The organism is Streptomyces sp. NPDC093225 (assembly GCF_044753805.1).
GTDB lineage: Bacteria > Actinomycetota > Actinomycetes > Streptomycetales > Streptomycetaceae > Streptomyces.
The window spans coordinates 1-16310 of the sequence record NZ_JBIVNX010000090.1 but is presented as its reverse complement, the minus strand read 5'-3'; the positions used below and the strand labels follow the sequence as shown (position 1 = coordinate 16310).

The following is a 16310-nucleotide window of genomic DNA, read 5'->3' as shown; positions in this document are numbered from 1 at the left end:
GCCCTGGCCTTCGGCCACCTCCGGCCCGGGCCTGCCTCCGGACCAGCCTGCCATGGCGCCTCAAGAGGCTGCCCCACACACCACGGGGCGGCCTGACGGGGCTTCGGGTGGTTCGCGGAGTGGGCGCGAGGGCAACGTCGTGGACCGGCCGGGACGTGACCGGTGGACCTGTTCCCCGAAGCGGTCGACGCTGCTTCGGTGGGAGTTCAACTCCCGTTCAGGGATGGGCGGGAGCCTGTCCGCCGTCGTCCCCAGGGGATTCCCTCGCGAGGGGGTCCCGTCCACGCGCACGCGTCCCCACAAGGAGAACCGATGCCGCTCAGCCGCAGGGAATTCGCCGCCCGGTCCGCCGCCGCCGGCGCCGCCGTCGCACTCACCGGCACGGTGGGCGCCCTGGCCACCGCCCCCGGAGCTCTCGCCGCGGAACAGACCGAGGAGGACGGCCGTCACTGCGAGCCCGGTTACGGTCCGCTCGTCCCCGACCCGGCGGGCCTCCTCGCGCTGCCGGCGGGCTTCTCGTACCGCGTCATCACGCACAGCGGCGTCACCCGCCTGGAGAGCGGTGAGTTCACTCCCTCCAACCACGACGGCACGGCCACCTTCGAGGGGCACCGCGGCGTCACCCTCCTCGTCAACAACCACGAGCTGAAGGGGCCGCGCTCGCTGTGGCCGCGCCCGGTGCCGCTCACCGAGGGCCTCGTGTACGACCCGGCCGCCGCGGGCGGCTGCACGGTGGTGGAGGTCCGTCGCGGCGGCGAGGTGGCCGAGTGGGTCGGCATCGCCGGCACGTCGACCAACTGCGCGGGCGGTCGTACCCCCTGGGGCACCTGGCTCACCTGCGAGGAGACCGAGGACCTGGCCGGCAAGAACGGCATGACCAAGGACCACGGCTACGTGTTCGAGGTGGACCCGGCCGACCGCCGCGCCAACCTGGACCCGCAGCCGGTCAAGGCCTTCGGCCGCTACGCCCACGAGGCCGTGGTGATCGACCCCAGGTCCGGACACGCCTACCTCACCGAGGACGCCTCCGGCCCGAACGGCCTGCTCTACCGCTGGGTGCCGCCGACCGGCTTCCGGCACGGCCGCGGGAAGCTGCGCACCCTGGCCGCCGACGCCGGCGTGCTCCAGGCGCCCAAGTGCTATGACAGCGCGGGCCGGTTCGTGGACGACCTCTCGCGGGCCACCGCCATCGGCACCGTCTACGGCGTCGACTGGGTCGACGTACCGGACCGCGACGCCCGGAAGACCTCGGTGCGCAAGCAGTTCGCGGAGGGGCAGGTCACCCGCGCGCGGAAGCTGGAGGGCATGTGGTGGGCGGACGGGGGCACGTACTTCGTGTCGTCGTACGCGCGCGAGGAGAGCCCCGGTGCGCCGCACGACGGGCAGGTGTGGTTCTACGACCCCAAGCGGCGCACGGTGCGCCTGGTCGTGCTGATCGGCGTGAACGCCGACCCGGCGGCGGAGGGCTCCTTCGACGGTCCCGACAACATCACGGTCTCCCCGTACGGCGGCCTGATCATCGCCGAGGACGGTGAGGGACTGCAGCACCTCTTCGGGGCGACCGAGACCGGGAGGACCTACCCGCTGGCGCGCAACGAGCTGAACATCGGCACCGCGGAGGACCCGGAGTACTCCGAGTTCACCGGCGTCTGCTTCTCGCCCGACGGGCGCACGCTGTTCGCCAACATCCAGGACCCGGGCATCATGCTGGCGATCACCGGTCCATGGCGCCGACGGGCTCAGCTTCCGCGCTGACCCCTGCGGCCCATTCCCCCAGGAGGAACTCGTACGCCTCCGAGGGCCAGTCCTCCCCCTGCCCGCTGGTCTCCACGAGCAGCCGTATCGCCTCGTTCGCCTCGGCGGCGGACGGGCGGGCGGGACCCGTGGGCGGGGGAGTCGTGTACATGCGTTCAAGGCTACGGGCGGGCACTGACAGCGACCTCCGATTTACCGATGGGATGTGTCACGTCGGGCCCGCCCGGAGCTCAAAGTGCCTGCGCTGCGGGCTTGACCATGCCTCGCACTGTGCGGGACTTCACAAACTCGCCCATGGCCGTCATCTCCCACTCGCCGGTGAACTGCTTGATCAGCTTGGCCATCATCACGCCGGTCTGGGGCTCGGCGTGCGTGAGGTCGAAGCGGACCAGCTCCTCGCCGGTGGCGCCGTCGATGAGGCGGCAGTAGGCCTTGGCGACCTCGGTGAACTTCTGGCCGGAGAAGGAGTTGACGGTGAAGACGAGGCCGGTGGCCTCGGCCGGCAGCCGGCCGAGGTCGACCGTGATCACCTCGTCGTCACCGGCGCCCTCGCCCGTGAGGTTGTCGCCGGAGTGCTTGACGGAGCCGCCGAGGATGGTGAGCCGGCCGAAGTAGCAGCTGTCCAGGTGGTTGCGCTGCGGGCCGTACGCGATGACCGAGGCGTCGAGGTCGATGTCGCGGCCGCGGAAGGCGGGCTCCCAGCCGAGGCCCATCTTGACCTGGGAGAGGAGCGGGCGGCCGCCCTTGACCAGGGACACGGTCTGGTTCTTCTGGAGGCTGACCCGGCCCTTGTCGAGGTTGATCTTTCCGGTGGGGGCGGGGGCCGCGGCCGCCGGTTCCGGGGCCGGTGCTCCCGCGGGGGGCGGCGGAGTGCCCCAGGCGGGGGTGGGCGGGGGAGTGGCCGGGGTGGGCGAGGTGCCCCATGCGGGGGCGGGCGGTGCCGGCGGTGCGGTAGGCGCCGGTGGCGCGGCCGGTGCCGCCGGGGGAGCGGGCGGTGCGGGTGCCGGGGGGACCGGCGCGGCCTGCGGGGCCGCCGCGGGCGCGTCGTCGACCGTCACGCCGAAGTCGGTGGCGATGCCCGCCAGCCCGTCGGCGTACCCCTGACCGACCGCGCGGACCTTCCAGGCGCCGGCGCGCAGGTAGACCTCCACGACCACGAGCGCCGTCTCCGTGCCCAGCCGGGGCGGGGTGAAGGTGGCGATGACGCTGCCGTCGTCCGCGTTGCGGACGGTGGCGGTGGGCTCGATGCCCTGGAACGTCTGGCCGGCCGCGTCCGGGCTGGCCGTGACCACGATCTTCTCGATGCCCGGCGGCACCGCCGACGTGTCCACCGTGATCGCGTCGGGCGCGGCACCGCCGCCGGACCGGTAGCTGACGCCGGGCCCGGAGGGCTGGTTGTAGAAGATGAAGTCGGCGTCGGAGCGGACCTTGCCGTTCGCGGCGAGGAGCAGTCCCGACACGTCCAGGCGCACCGGAGCGGCCACGTCCACCGTCACGCGGACGGTGTTCAGCGGCAGGTTCGAGCCAGGGGTCATAGCGGTCATGCCAGGTCAACGACCGAGTGGGCTTTGCCGTTCCCTTACTCGCGGTGAGCTTCGGGGGAATTCCCGGTTCCGGGAGGGGGTGGGGCGGGGGAGGCGGGTGCGTGCGTGCCGGGTGCGAGGTGGCGGCCGGGGCGGGCGGGTGCGGGCCGCGGCGCCGTCAGCGGCGGTTGCGCGGGTGGTTGCGGGCGACGCGCTCGTTGCCGAACTTGTACGCGCCGGTCCACCGCGCCATCACCAGCTGGGCGTCCCCCGACTCCACCTCGGCGAGGAACTTCGTGGCGCGACCGCCCCGCAGGGTCCCGGCCGCCCGGCCCCGATGGGTGATGACGACGGTCCCGTCGCCGCGCTGTTCGTACGTGAATCCGAAAGGCTGTGGCATGCGGCCAGCTTCGCCCGCCCCGGTGTGCGCGGCAACGCATTTCCGGGACGGGCGCGGTGAGGGGACCTCAGGAGGCCTCGGGCCGCCCGTCCACCCGGCGCGGCAGCCCCAGCGGGTTGGCCTCGCGCAGCTCCGCGGGGAGCAGCGCGTCCGGCACGGACTGGTAGGCCACCGGCCGGAGCCAGCGCTCGACGGCCGTGCCGCCGACGGAGGTGGAGTGCGAGGTGGCCGCGGGGTACGGGCCGCCGTGGTGCTGGGCCGGGGCCACGGCCACGCCGGTGGGCCAGCCGTTCACCACGACCCGGCCGGCCAGTGCCGTGACCTGGGCGACCAGTTCCGCCGCGGGTCCGTCGCCGCAGGCCGTCTCGGCGGCGGAGAGCTGGAGCGTGGCGCTCAGGTTGCCGGCCAGCCGGGTCAGCACCGCGGTGGCCTCGGCCTGGTCGGCGTACCGGGCGAGGACCGTGAGGGGCCCGAAGCACTCCTCCAGCAGGAGCTCGTGCGGGCCCTCGGCGGCCAGGTGCCGGGCGGGTACGGAGAGGTAGCCGGCACCGACCCCGTGCTCGCCCGCCGCACCGGCCGCCACCGGGGCCGTGACCTCGGGGAGCGCGGCCCGCTCGCGCACGCCCGCGACGAAGCTCTCGCGCATGCGGAGGTCGAGCAGCACGCCCGGCCCGGTCTCGCCGACCGCCTTGGCGAGCGCGGCGGCCAGCCGGTCCCCGTCCGCGCCCTCGGGTACGAGGACGAGGCCGGGCTTCACGCAGAACTGGCCCATTCCCAGCGTCATCGCGCCGGCCAGCCCGGCGCCGATCTCCTCGGCGCGCTCGGCGGCCGCCGCGGGGGTGACCACGACGGGGTTGAGGGAGCCGAGCTCACCGTGGAAGGGGATCGGCACGGGCCGTGCGGCGGCGGCGTCGAACAGTGCCCGGCCGCCCCGGACGGAGCCGGTGAACCCGGCGGCCGCGACCAGCGGGTGGCGGATGAGCTCCAGACCCGCGTCGAAGCCGTGGACCAGGCCCACGACCTCGGCCGGCAGTCCCGTCTCGACCGCGGCGCGGCGCAGCAGGTCTGCGCAGAGTTCCGAGGTGGCCGGGTGGTCGGGGTGCGCCTTGACGACGACGGGGCAGCCGGCGGCGAGGGCGCTGGCGGTGTCGCCGCCCGGTACGGAGAAGGCGAGCGGGAAGTTGGAGGCGGCGTACACGGCGACGGCGCCGAGCGGCACCTTGTAGCGGCGCAGCTCGGGGCGCGGCGGCGACAGGGACGGGTCCGCGCGGTCGATGCGGACGTCGAGGTAGGCGCCCTCCTCGACGGCGTCGGCGAACTCCCGCAGCTGGTACGTCGTACGGGCGAGCTCACCGGTCAGGCGGGCCGCACCGAGGGCCGTCTCGGCGTCGGCCGCCGCGACCACCCGGTCCGCGGCGCCGTCGAGCCGATCGGCGGCGGCGCGGAGGAAGGCGATGCGCACGGTGCGGTCGGCGAGGGCGCCGCGGGTCGCGTGGGCGGCGCGTACGGCCGCGTCCACCTCCTGGGCTGTGGCCTCCACCGCAACCTGATCGAGTCGCTTCCCGGTGCGGGGGTCCACGCTCCAGACTGGGGTTGCTGCCATCGCGGCCTGCCTCCAAAATGTCCGTTCAGTATTCTGAACATCGTTCCCGTATGTGAACGGATTGCATATGCTGCGGACTCTATTTCCGTGCGCTCCGCGTTGACAAGTGGCGGCGCGGGGTCGCGGGACGTGGGCCGGGACGATGGCGAGCAGAGGGGCGAAGGGCGCATGACGACAGTCGAGTCCGGGGCGGCACCGGTCAAGTCCGCGGTGCGGACGGTGGTGTTGCTGGAGTGGTTCGCGGCCCGGCCCGGGCTGCACAGCCTGGCCGCCGTGCAGGAGGGCACCGGATTCCCCAAGTCCAGCCTCTACATGCTCCTGCGGACGCTGGTCGACCTCGGGTGGGTGGAGACCGACGCCGCCGGCACGCGCTACGGCATCGGCGTACGGGCCCTGCTCGTCGGCAACTCGTACATCGACGGCGACGAGGTCGTCGCGGCCGCCCGGCCCGCCCTCGACCGGCTCTCGGACGACACCACCGAGACCATCCACCTGGCGCGGCTGGACGGGGCCAGCGTGGTGTACCTGGCCACCCGGCAGTCCCAGCACTTCCTGCGGCCGTTCACCCGGGTCGGGCGGCGGTTGCCCGCGTACTCGACGGCGCTGGGCAAGGCGCTGCTCGCCACGCACACCGACGAGCAGGTGCGCAGGCTGCTGCCCGAGCGGCTGGAGCCGGTCACCGAGCACACCATCACCGACCGGGAGCGGCTGATCGAGGAGCTGGCGCTGGTGCGCGAGCAGGGGTACGCCGTCGACCGCGAGGAGAACACCCTCGGGCTGCGCTGCTTCGGCGTGGCCGTGCCGTACCGGACGCCGGCGCGGGACGCGATCAGCTGCTCGGTGCCGGGGGCCCGGCTGACGCCCGAACGCGAACGGCTCATCAGGCAGGCGCTGTTCGAGGCGCGCGACCGACTGGCGCTGGCCACCCGGATGCTCTGACGCCCTCGGCCCCGTGGAGGGAGGCGCGGGGCAGGGGCCGCGGGGTGGGCATCGCGGATTCGGGCTGCGGGACGGGCGGAGCGGGCCGCCGGGTGGAGGGGGTCTCCCCCGTGCGGGGGAGGCGGTTCCCCGTCGCGGGGGACGTGGTGGGGAGGGGGCGGGCGGGATCGTGGGCTCATGACCGCACGAACCGCTCACCTGTCCCCGGCCGTGTCCCCGACGGCCTTCCGCCTCTCTCCCGCACGGGTGCGCCTGCGGGCCCTCGGGCTCGCCGCGACGCTCCCCTACCTCGCGCTCAAGGCCGCCTGGCTGGCGGGCAGCCGCATCGGCATACCCGAAGGCAGCGTGCTGCGCGAGCCCGGCCCGTTCTTCCTCATCGCCAACGCGGTGACCATGCTGATGGACGCCACCCTGGTCCTCCTGCTCCTCGTCCTCACCACGTCGTGGGGGACCCGGGTGCGGTCATGGCTGCTCACCGTGCCGGTGTTCCTCGCGAGCGGGCTGCTCACGCCCATCGCCATAGCCTTTCCGGCGCAGTTGGTGACCCGGATCGGCGACGGCGGGGCCGCGGAGCGGGCCCACCGGGCGGCGGAGCCGTTCCTGGACGAATGGGTGTTCACCGTCGTCTACGTCGGCTTCGGGATCCAAGCGCTCGTCCTGGCCTGCCTGTTCGTGCCGTACGCACGAGAGCGCTGGGGCGGACTGTGGAGAGGTGCCCCGTGGGCGGCCGGCCGTGTGGAGCGCGCGGCGGCCGCGCTCGCCACGGCGACCGGTCTGGCGGTGGCCGCGCTGCTGGGGTCCTGGACCTTCGGCGGCACCGCAGGCCTGAGCGCGGCGGCGGAGCAGGCGCACAAGTCGGTGGAGACCGCGGTGGTGTCCGGCACGCACGCGCTGACCGCCCTCGCGGCGGTGGCCGGCGGGCTCCTGCTGGTGCACGCGCCCCGCTGGGGCATACGGGCGGCGCGGCTGCCGCTGGCCGTTGCGTGGATCGGCGCGTCGGCTTCCCTGGGCTGGGGCGGCTGGCTGATGATCGCCGCGCTCGGAGCGGGTGATCCGGCGAAGGACGTCACCTACGTCATGTACCTGACCTACGCTGGTCAGATGATCACCGGACTGCTGGTGGCGGGCGTCCTCACCCGCCGGCTCACCGCACGTGGGCTCACCGCCCGTCGGCCCACCGTCCGCCGCGCCGCGTGAGGGTCCTGTTCGGGCGCGCGGCCCGGGGCCGCTGGGTCCACCTGGTCCTCGGTGGCGCCCTCCTGATGCCGTACTTCCTGCTCGCCTCCGTGCTGCTCAGTGTGGTCAGGCCCGGGCACCGGTCCGTGTTCGGGTCGGGGCCGGAGCTGCTCACGGTGTACGCCACGGCGCTGCCCCTGGTGGCGGTCAGCGGGGTGTTCGCCCTGGTCCGGCCCATGTCGGCGGGGGCGGTGCGGGCCATGTGCGGGGTGCCGGGCGCGCTGCTGGCCGAGGGGCCCGCCCGCTCGCGGCCGGCCCGGCTGCGGACCGCGGCCTGGTGGACCCTGCACCTCGGGCTGGGGGCGGTGATCAGCGGCATGAGTCTGGCGGTGCCGCCGATGGCGCTGGTGCTCCTGGGTACCCCGTTCTTCCCGGCGCTGCGGGACCCGGAGCTGGCGCTCTGGGAGGGGTTCCGGACGATGCCGGGGATGCTCACGGCGCCGCTGGCCGGGCTGGCCCTGCTGGCGGCCCTCGCCGCGTGCGCGGCCGCCGCCGGGGCGCTGCTGGCGCGCCTGGCGCCGGTGCTGTTGGGCCCCACCCCGGCCGATCGGCTCGCGGCGGCCGAGGAACGGGCGGCGGACCTGGCGGTGCGCAACCGGCTGGCGCGGGAGCTGCACGACTCGGTGGGGCACGCGCTGAGCGCGGTCACCCTCCAGGCGAGCGCCGCCCGCCGCGTGCTGGACTCCGATCCGGCGTTCGTGCGGGAGGCGCTGGCCGCCATCGAGGACACGACGCGGCGCACGGTCGGCGAACTGGACGCAGTGCTGGGGCTGTTGCGGGACGGGGACGAGACGGCCGGGTCCACGGCTCCCGCGCCGACGCTCGCCGCCGACCTGGAGGGTCTGCTGGCCCGTACCCGGGCGGGCGGCGTCGAGGTGGTGGACCGGCAGGACCCCGGGCGGGCCGCGGACTGGGAGCGGCTGCCCGCGATCGCGTCGCGGGAGGCCTACCGGATCGTGCAGGAGGGTCTGAGCAACGCGCTCAAGCACGGCACCGGCCCGGTGCGGCTGAGCATCGCGGTACGGGACGAGAGCGAACTGGAGATCACGATGACCAATCCGTGCGCGGGGAGCGGGCAGGGCGGCGAAGCCGTCGCCCTCGGGGCGGTGGCCCTGGCGAGCGGGGCCGACCGGAGCGCCGGGACCGTCGGTACTGCGGGGGCCGCGGGGACCGTGGGCCTCGGCGGCGTGGCGGCGGGAGCCCGGGCCGTCGGCGCCCAGGCCTTCGGTGCCCGGTCCGGGCGGGGGCGGGGCGGGCGCGGGCTGACGGGCATAGCCGAGCGGGCCGCGCTGCTCGGCGGCCGGGCCGAGGCCGGAGCGGTCGACGGCACCTGGCGGCTGCGCGCCGTCCTGCCGCTGGCGGGTCCGGCGGGGGAGTCCCGGTGAGCGCCATCCGGGTCGTCCTCGCCGACGACGAGCGCATGGTCCGCACCGCACTGCGGGTCATCCTCGACGCCGAAGCGGGCATCGAGGTGGTGGGGGAGGCGGCGACCGGCGCCGAGGCGGTCTCGGTGGTGCGCGCGCTGCGCCCCGACGTGGTGCTGATGGACGTGCGCATGCCCGACATCGACGGGATCCGGGCCACCGAGCAGATCCTCGCCACCCTGGCGGACCCGCCGCGGATCGTGGTGGTGACCACCTTCGAGAACGACGCCTACGTGTACGACGCGCTGCGCGCGGGAGCGGCCGGGTTCCTCCTCAAGCGGGCCGACCCGGACGAGCTGATCGGCGCCGTCCGGCTGGTGGCTCGGAGCGACTCGCTGCTCTTCCCCGCGGCCGTGCGCGGCCTGGCGGCCGAGCACGCGCGGCGCTCTCCGGCGCCCCCGCCGTGGGCGGCGCGGCTCACCGACCGCGAGGGTGACGTGCTGCGTCTGATGGCGAAGGGGATGTCGAACACCGAGATGAGCGAGTGCCTCGGGGTCGGCCCGGCCACCGTCAAGACGCACGTGGCCGCGGTGCTCGCCAAGACCGGCTCCCGTGACCGCACCCAGGCGGTGATCGCCGCGTACGAGTCGGGCTTCATCACCCCGGGCTGACCGCGGAGCCGGCCGTCCACCGGGTTCCGCCGGGTTGAAGATGAGGAAATGCTGAGAACCCGGCCACAAGCGGGGCAGAACGGAACGCCCCGGCCGGTTCCCGCGTCCCTCAGAGGGATGAACAAGACGATCAGGCGTGCGTCGGTCTTCTGTCTGCTGCTGGTGCTGGCCCTGCTGGTGCGGGTCACCTGGGTGCAGGCGTACGAAGGCAAGGCCCTCGCGGACAACACGAACAACCGCCGGACGAAGATCGCCCAGTACGCGGCACCACTCGGGAACATCATCGTCGGCGGCAAGGCCATCACCGGATCGAAGCGGGTGGACGCGGGCGACTTCGCGTACAAGCGCACGTACACCGACGGCGGGCTGTACGCGCCGGTCACCGGGTACAGCTCGCAGGTCTACGGTGCGACCCAGTTGGAGAAGCTCTACCAGGAGGTCCTCAACGGCACGGACAGCCGGCTGAAGAACCCGCTCGACGCCCTCACGGGCAAGCGGGCCGAACCCGGCAACGTGCTGACGACCATCGACCCCGAGGTCCAGAAGGCCGGCTACGAGGCGCTCGAGGGCAAGACCGGCGCGGCCGTCGCGATCGACCCCGCCACCGGCGAGGTGCTCGCCGTCGTGAACACGCCCTCGTACGACCCGGGCCGGATCGCCGGCAGCAACGACGGCGCGGCCTGGAAGGAGCTCAGCGCCGAGGACGGCAAGGCCATGGTCAACCGCGCGCTGCGCCAGCCGCTGGCCCCGGGCTCCACGTTCAAGCTCGTCACCGCCGCGGCGGCGCTGGAGAACGGCCTGTACGACTCCGTCGACACGCCGACCGACAGCCCCGACCCCTACACCCTCCCCGGCACCCGGACGGTCCTCGAGAACGAGAACAAGTCCGCGCCCTGCAAGAACGCCACCCTGCGCACGGCCATGCGCTACTCGTGCAACAACGTGTTCGCGCACATCGCGTACGAGCTGGGCCAGGACAAGATGCGGGACATGGCCGAGAAGTTCGGCTTCAACGACGAGAAGCAGGACATCCCGGTGCGGGCCTACCCGAGCGTCTACCCGTCCCGGAAGGCCTCGCCCGACCTGGTCGCCCAGTCCGGCATCGGTCAGTTCGACGTCACCGCCACCCCGCTGCAGATGGCGATGGTCGCCGCGACCATCGAGAACGGCGGCAAGCAGGTCGCCCCGCACATGGTCTCCGAGGTCACCGACTCCGGGGGCGGCGTGCTGGAGAGCTTCAAGGACCCCGGGAGCAAGCAGGTGATCAGCGAGCGGACCGCGGAGCTCCTGCGCGAGACCATGAAGACCGTGGTCGAGGAGGGCGGCGGTGGCAACGCCAAGGTCCCCGGCGCCGAGGTCGGCGGCAAGACCGGCACCGCGCAGCACGGCGTGAACAACAGCAAGAAGCCGTACGCCTGGTTCACCGCGTACGGGACCAAGGGCGGCAAGCAGGTCGCCGTGGCCGTGATCATCGAGAACTCGGACACCGACCGCTCCGAGATCGCCGGCGGCAGGTTGGCCGCCCCGGTGGCCCAGAAGATGATGGCCGCGGCCCTAGGGGCGTAGGTCGTCGACCCCGCCCGGGCGCCCGTCGGTTCCGCTCCGGTGCCTCGGCAGCCCGGTGCGGCGGTGCCTCGACGTCCTGACGCCTCGACGTCCCGGTGCCTCAAAGGTGCTGCGTCGTAGGGGCGTTGGGCCGGGCGGCGGAGGTGGTCGGTGTGGCGGACGGCCTGCCGCGGTCGGGAACCGCGGGGGCGCGGGGCGCGTTCCCCTTGTCATGATCAGAACCGCCCGACCGGCAGACCTCGATCCGATCGCCGTCCTCCACACCAGGGCGCGCGCCACGTACTACGCGGGCCGCATACCCGAGGAGGCCTACCTCGGCGAGGCCGAGCTGGCCCGGACGCGCGAGGGCTGGGCCCGGGCCATCGACCGCGTCGACGGCGCCGTGCTCTGCGCCGAGCGCGACGGCGCCCTCGTCGGCGTCGCCGCCTTCCGGCCCGACGAGGGCGCCATGATCCTCACCCAGCTGCACGTCCACCCCGACCACTGGCGCCACGGGATCGGTCGCACCCTGCACGCGGCCTGCCTCGACGCCTGGCGCGGCACCGGCGTCGACCGCGTCCGCCTGGAGGTCTACGAGCACAACCTGCGCGCCCAGGCCTTCTACGCCGCCCAGGGCTGGCGGTCCGAGGCCCCCGACGCCCCCCGGACGGGCTCGCACCTGACCCTGTGGCTGGACGTGACGCGCGCCACGGAATGAGGCGGCGGCCGGAGCGGTTGACCTCCCAGGCGGAGGCGACCCCTCCGCGCGCGTCCGTACGGGCGCCGCCCCTCGAACCGGGAGAAGAGAAGGAACGTGCGCGTCGAGATCTGGTCGGACATCGCATGCCCGTGGTGCTACATCGGTAAGGCCCGCTTCGAGAAGGGCCTGGCCGCCTTCGCGCACCGGGACGAGATCGAGGTCGTGCACCGTTCCTTCGAGCTCGACCCGCGGGCCCCGAAGGGCGTGACCGGGCCGGTCGTCGAGATGCTGGCCAAGAAGTACGGCCGCACGGTCGACGAGGCGCGCGGCATGGAGGAGCACGTCGCCGCCGCCGCGCGTGCCGAGGGCCTCGCGTACGTCACCGAGGGCCGCGACAACGGCAGCACCTTCGACATCCACCGCCTGCTCCACCTGGCCGCCGCCCACGGGCGCCGGGACGCGCTGCTGGACCTCGCCTACCGGGCCAACTTCGCCGAGGAGCGCTCGGTGTTCGACCCCGAGGTGCTGATCGCGCTCGCGGTCGAGGCCGGCCTCGACGAGGCCGAGGCGCGCGCGGTGCTGGCCGACGGGACGGCGTACGCCGACGAGGTCCGGGCCGACGAGCGCGAGGCGGCCGAACTCGGCGCCAACTCCGTGCCGTTCTTCGTCCTCGACCGACGCTTCGGGGTGTCCGGCGGCCAGCCGGCCGAGGTGTTCACGCGCGCGCTCGAGCAGGCCTGGCAGGGGCGCGAGCTCGTCGCGGAGACGCCGGCCGGCGAGGCCTGCGACCCGGACGGGGCCTGCGCGGTTCCGCAGGCGTGAGGTGGTCCCGCGGGCGGGCGTGAGGTGGTCCCGCGGGTGTGAGGTGGTCCGGTGGCTCGGCGGGCGCTGCGGGCAAATATAAGTGATTGCTTGAGATCTTATGCAAAACTCACCAATGGACTTTGAGGTCTGATCGTCGCAGAGTGAGCGCATGAAGCGACTCGAGCGACCTTCCCTTGCCGACGTGACCCGCGCGGAGTTCGCGCACACCACCACCTACCTGAACACGGCCACCTGCGGCGTACTGCCGCGTCGGGCCGTCGCGGCGGTGCGCGACCTGGCCGAGGCGGCCGGAGCCGGCAGGCCGGAGGGCTTCGGCAGCTGGGAGGCCGTGGCGTCGGCGCGGGAGGTCTTCGGGCGCCTGACGGGAGTCCCGGCGGGACGGGTGGCGGTGGCCTCGGCGGTCTCCACCCTCGTCGGCCTGATCTCGGCCTCCCTGCCCGCCGGGGCCGAAGTCCTCCTCCCCGAAGGCGAGTTCGCGTCCGTCATCAACCCCTTCGCGCTGCGGCCCGACCTCAAGACCCGGTACGCGCCACTGGAGGGGCTCGCCGACGCGGTGCGACCGGGGACCGCGCTGGTGGCGCTGAGCGCCGTACAGTCCGCCGACGGGCGGATCGCGGACCTGGACGCCGTCCGGCGGGCATCGACCGCCCACGGCGCGCGGATGCTGGTCGACGCCACGCAGGCGGTGGGCTGGCTGCCCTTCGAGGCCGGGCGGTACGACTACACGGTGACCGGCGGCTACAAGTGGCTGCTGGGCATGCGCGGGGTCGCCTACCTCACCGTCACCGAGGAGGCGCAGGAGTCGCTGCTGCCGCTGCACGCGGGGTGGGTGGCGGCCGAGTCGATCTGGGAGGCCACGTACGGGCCCATGCGGGCGCTCGCCGCCGACGCGCGGCGCTTCGACGAGTGCCCGGCCTTCGTCGCCTTCCACGCGGCGGCGGCCTCGCTGGCGCTGCTGGAGTCCGTGGGCGTGGCCGCCGTGCACGCCCACAACACCGCCCTGGCGGCGCGGTACCGGGACGGGCTGGCCGCCCTCGGCCACGTGCCGGTGGCCGCGGGCGGCTCCGCGATCGTCTCGGTGCCCGGCCTCGGCGGCCGCCAGGCCGCCCTGGGGGCGGCGGGCGTGTTCACGGCCGACCGCGCCGGTGCGCTGCGTGCCGCCTTCCACTTCTACAACACCGTGGATGACGTCGACCGGTTGTTGGGGGGCCTTGCGGCTTGAGTTGGGGGCGCGGTGGGCGGGTGGGCGGGTGGGTGGGGGCTGGGTTCGGTGGGTTCGGTGGGTGTGTGGGTTGGGGTGGGTCAGGTCGTCCAGGCCGCCGTGGCAGCGGCTACGGCGGGGGCCGGGTCCGCGCCGAGGGCGGTGGCCAGGGCGGTCAGGGAGGTCGTGACCGCGGAGAGGGTCGCGGCCGGACCGTAGTGGTTGACGCGCAGCATCGTGGCCGCGAGTGCGCCGCCGCCGGCCGTCAGCGGCGCGTCCGGCTCCGCGACCAGCGCCTTCGCGGTGACCGCGGTGGCGTCCAGTCCGGGCCCGACCCGCAAGGTCGAGGCCACGGGTGCGGCCGCAGCGGGGGAGCCGACGTACGGTGCGAGGCCCGGCAGCAGCACCGCGCCGGCCCGCACCGCCGCGGCCGCCGCCGCGTGCCGCCGCATCACCGCGGCCGGCCCCTCCGTCGCGATCCGGTCCAGGCACGCCTCCAGTGCGAGCATCTCCAGCTGCGCCGGTGCGTGCAGCAGCGCCGTGCGGCCGCCGTCGATCCACCGCTCCTTCCAGTCCAGCAGGGACAGGTAGGAGCGGCGGGGGGCTGCGGGGTTGGCCGCGAAGCGCGCCCAGGCCCGCTCGCTCACCGACACCGCCGAGACGCCCGCCGGCCCGCCCATCGCCTTCTGCGCGCCGATCACGCACAGGTCCACGCCCCAGGCGTCCGGTAGCAGCGGCTCCGCGCCGACCGACGCCACCGCGTCCAGCATGAACAGCGCGCCGTGGGACCGTACGACCTCGCCGATCGCGGCGACCGGGTTGGTGTTCCCCGTCGCCGCCTCCGCGTGCACCAGCGAAACGAAGTCGATCTCCGGGTGCGCCGACAGTGCGGCGTCCACCTGCTCGGCGCTCACCGCGCTGTCGAAGGGCACCACCAGGTCGACCACCCGTGCCCCGGCGTCCCGCAGCCAGCCGCCGAAGGTGTTGCCGTAGGGGCCGGTGACGACGTTCAGCGCCGACGAACCGGGGCGTGCGCCCGAGCGGATGCAGCCCTCCAGCGGCAGCAGCGCCTCGCCCTGGGTGATCACCACGTCCTGGCGGGTGCCGAGCAGGTCCGCGACGCCTCTCTCGATCGCGGCGAAACGTTCCGCGCTCATCGGGGGCAGGTCGAGGAGGGGGTGGCTCACGGTTTGTTCTTCTTCCCTGGTGGGGTGGTGGGGTGGTGGGGTGGTGGGGTGGTGGTTGCTGGGTTGGTGGCTTGCGTCCGAGCGTAGCGACCTACGCCGAACGGCCGCTCTGCGTGGCTGCGTACAGTGCGACCCATGAGCGATGACGCCGTACTGCACGTGAAGGGGCGGGTGCTGGTCGGGCCCGACGAGGTCCGCGACGAGCTGTGGGTCGTCGGGGGCCGCATCTCGTACGAGCGCCCGCGCGCCGCCAGGGACGTGACCACCGTCGACGGCTGGGTGCTGCCGGGCCTGGTCGACGCCCACTGCCACGTGGGCCTCGACGCCCACGGACCGGTCGACGACGCCACCAGCGAGCAGCAGGCCCTGACCGACCGCGAGGCCGGCACCCTGCTGATCCGGGACGCCGGATCCCCCTCCGACACCCGCTGGATCGACGACCGCGAGGACCTCCCCAAGATCATCCGGGCGGGTCGGCACATCGCCCGCACCCGCCGCTACATCCGCAACTACGCGCACGAGATCGAGCCGGCCGACCTCGTGGCGTACGTCGCCAGGGAGGCCGAACGGGGCGACGGCTGGGTCAAGCTCGTCGGCGACTGGATCGACCGCGACGCCGGTGACCTGACCGCCTGCTGGCCGCGCGCGGAGGTCGAGGCGGCCATCGCCGAGGCGCACCGGCTCGGCGCGCGCGTCACCGCGCACTGCTTCGCCGAGGACTCGCTGCGCGACCTCGTGGAGGCCGGCATCGACTGCATCGAGCACGCCACCGGCCTCACCGAGGAGACCATCCCGCTCTTCGCGGAGCGCGGGGTGGCGATCGTGCCGACGCTCGTCAACATCGCCACCTTCCCGAAGCTCGCCGCCGGCGGCGAGGCCAAGTTCCCGCGCTGGGCCGACCACATGCGCCGGCTGCACGAGCGGCGCTACGACACCGTGCGGGCCGCGTACGACGCGGGCGTCCCGGTGTACGTCGGCACCGACGCGGGCGGCTCGCTGCCGCACGGGCTCGTCGCCGCCGAGGTCGCCGAGCTGGTCAAGGCCGGCATCCCGGCCGTCGAGGCGCTGTCCGCAACGGCCTGGGGCGCGCGCCGGTGGCTGGGCCGGCCCGGGCTGGACGAGGGGGCGCCCGCCGACCTCGTCGTGTACGGGGCGGACCCGCGCGCGGACGTCGGGGAGCTGGGCCGGCCGCGGCGGATCGTCCTGGACGGTGTCGTGAGGGGCTGACGGGGTGGGGGCCTCGGGGCGGGGGCCGGTGTCGGGGTGGGGTGGCTTCGGGGGTGGGTCCCGTGGTGTGTGGGTCCCCTCGGCGCTTGACAGGGGCGGCCTGCAGGCCCTGCGGCAGGCCCACCCCGAGGGCT

General features: G+C 74.3%; 15 protein-coding genes. 10 read left to right on the top strand and 5 right to left on the bottom strand.

The window, feature by feature from the left end; translation table 11 throughout:
- Positions 1-312: 312 nt before the first annotated feature.
- A complete protein-coding gene (locus ACIQCH_RS37620) occupies positions 313-1755 on the top strand; it encodes an alkaline phosphatase PhoX (protein ID WP_402588738.1) in 1443 nt (480 codons plus the stop codon).
- On the opposite strand, the gene ACIQCH_RS37615 is transcribed toward ACIQCH_RS37620, so the two are convergent.
- From ACIQCH_RS37615 to ACIQCH_RS37600, 4 genes are all read right to left on the bottom strand, one after another.
- On the bottom strand, positions 1715-1906 hold the full coding sequence (locus ACIQCH_RS37615) for a hypothetical protein (protein WP_402588737.1): 192 nt from the start codon (positions 1904-1906) through the stop codon (positions 1715-1717). The two genes, ACIQCH_RS37620 and ACIQCH_RS37615, sit on opposite strands and share 41 nt — an antisense overlap.
- A 79-nt stretch (positions 1907-1985) precedes the next feature.
- Positions 1986-3299: a TerD family protein gene (locus ACIQCH_RS37610; protein ID WP_402588735.1), complete on the bottom strand. Its 1314-nt coding sequence runs from the start codon at positions 3297-3299 to the stop codon at positions 1986-1988.
- A 157-nt stretch (positions 3300-3456) separates the two neighbouring features.
- Positions 3457-3678 (bottom strand): hypothetical protein, encoded by a 222-nt coding sequence (locus ACIQCH_RS37605; protein ID WP_402588733.1) that lies wholly within the window; start codon positions 3676-3678, stop codon positions 3457-3459.
- Between the two features lie 67 nt (positions 3679-3745).
- Positions 3746-5281 (bottom strand): aldehyde dehydrogenase (NADP(+)), encoded by a 1536-nt coding sequence (locus tag ACIQCH_RS37600; RefSeq protein ID WP_402588731.1) that lies wholly within the window; start codon positions 5279-5281, stop codon positions 3746-3748.
- 168 nt (positions 5282-5449) lie between these two features.
- Between ACIQCH_RS37600 and ACIQCH_RS37595 the strand changes: the two genes are divergently transcribed.
- From ACIQCH_RS37595 to ACIQCH_RS37560, 8 genes are all read left to right on the top strand, one after another.
- Positions 5450-6220 (top strand): IclR family transcriptional regulator, encoded by a 771-nt coding sequence (locus tag ACIQCH_RS37595; protein ID WP_402588729.1) that lies wholly within the window; start codon positions 5450-5452, stop codon positions 6218-6220.
- Positions 6221-6397: 177 nt separating this feature from the next.
- Complete coding sequence (locus ACIQCH_RS37590; RefSeq protein WP_402588727.1) at positions 6398-7417, top strand: hypothetical protein; 1020 nt, start codon at positions 6398-6400, stop codon at positions 7415-7417.
- On the top strand, positions 7414-8841 hold the full coding sequence (locus tag ACIQCH_RS37585; RefSeq protein ID WP_402588725.1) for a sensor histidine kinase: 1428 nt from the start codon (positions 7414-7416) through the stop codon (positions 8839-8841). The genes ACIQCH_RS37590 and ACIQCH_RS37585 overlap by 4 nt, the downstream gene beginning before the upstream one ends.
- Positions 8842-8876: 35 nt before the next feature.
- On the top strand, positions 8877-9491 hold the full coding sequence (locus ACIQCH_RS37580; protein WP_402588740.1) for a response regulator: 615 nt from the start codon (positions 8877-8879) through the stop codon (positions 9489-9491).
- 117 nt (positions 9492-9608) lie between these two features.
- Positions 9609-11057: a peptidoglycan D,D-transpeptidase FtsI family protein gene (locus tag ACIQCH_RS37575; RefSeq protein WP_402588723.1), complete on the top strand. Its 1449-nt coding sequence runs from the start codon at positions 9609-9611 to the stop codon at positions 11055-11057.
- A 211-nt stretch (positions 11058-11268) separates the two neighbouring features.
- Positions 11269-11754, top strand: coding sequence for a GNAT family N-acetyltransferase (locus ACIQCH_RS37570; RefSeq protein WP_402588721.1), 486 nt, complete (start codon positions 11269-11271; stop codon positions 11752-11754).
- A 96-nt stretch (positions 11755-11850) separates the two neighbouring features.
- Positions 11851-12558 carry a DsbA family oxidoreductase gene (locus ACIQCH_RS37565; protein WP_402588719.1) on the top strand — a complete coding sequence of 236 codons (708 nt, stop codon included), beginning with the start codon at positions 11851-11853 and terminating at the stop codon, positions 12556-12558.
- A gap of 151 nt (positions 12559-12709) precedes the next feature.
- Entirely contained in the window at positions 12710-13783 is a 1074-nt protein-coding gene (locus ACIQCH_RS37560; protein WP_402588717.1) for an aminotransferase class V-fold PLP-dependent enzyme, read from the top strand.
- A gap of 80 nt (positions 13784-13863) precedes the next feature.
- Here the strand turns inward: ACIQCH_RS37560 and ACIQCH_RS37555 are convergent, their stop codons facing one another.
- Entirely contained in the window at positions 13864-14949 is a 1086-nt protein-coding gene (locus ACIQCH_RS37555) for an aminotransferase class V-fold PLP-dependent enzyme (RefSeq protein ID WP_402588715.1), read from the bottom strand.
- Between the two features lie 135 nt (positions 14950-15084).
- Between ACIQCH_RS37555 and ACIQCH_RS37550 the strand changes: the two genes are divergently transcribed.
- A complete protein-coding gene (locus ACIQCH_RS37550; RefSeq protein WP_402588713.1) occupies positions 15085-16176 on the top strand; it encodes an amidohydrolase family protein in 1092 nt (363 codons plus the stop codon).
- Positions 16177-16310 lie beyond the last annotated feature (134 nt).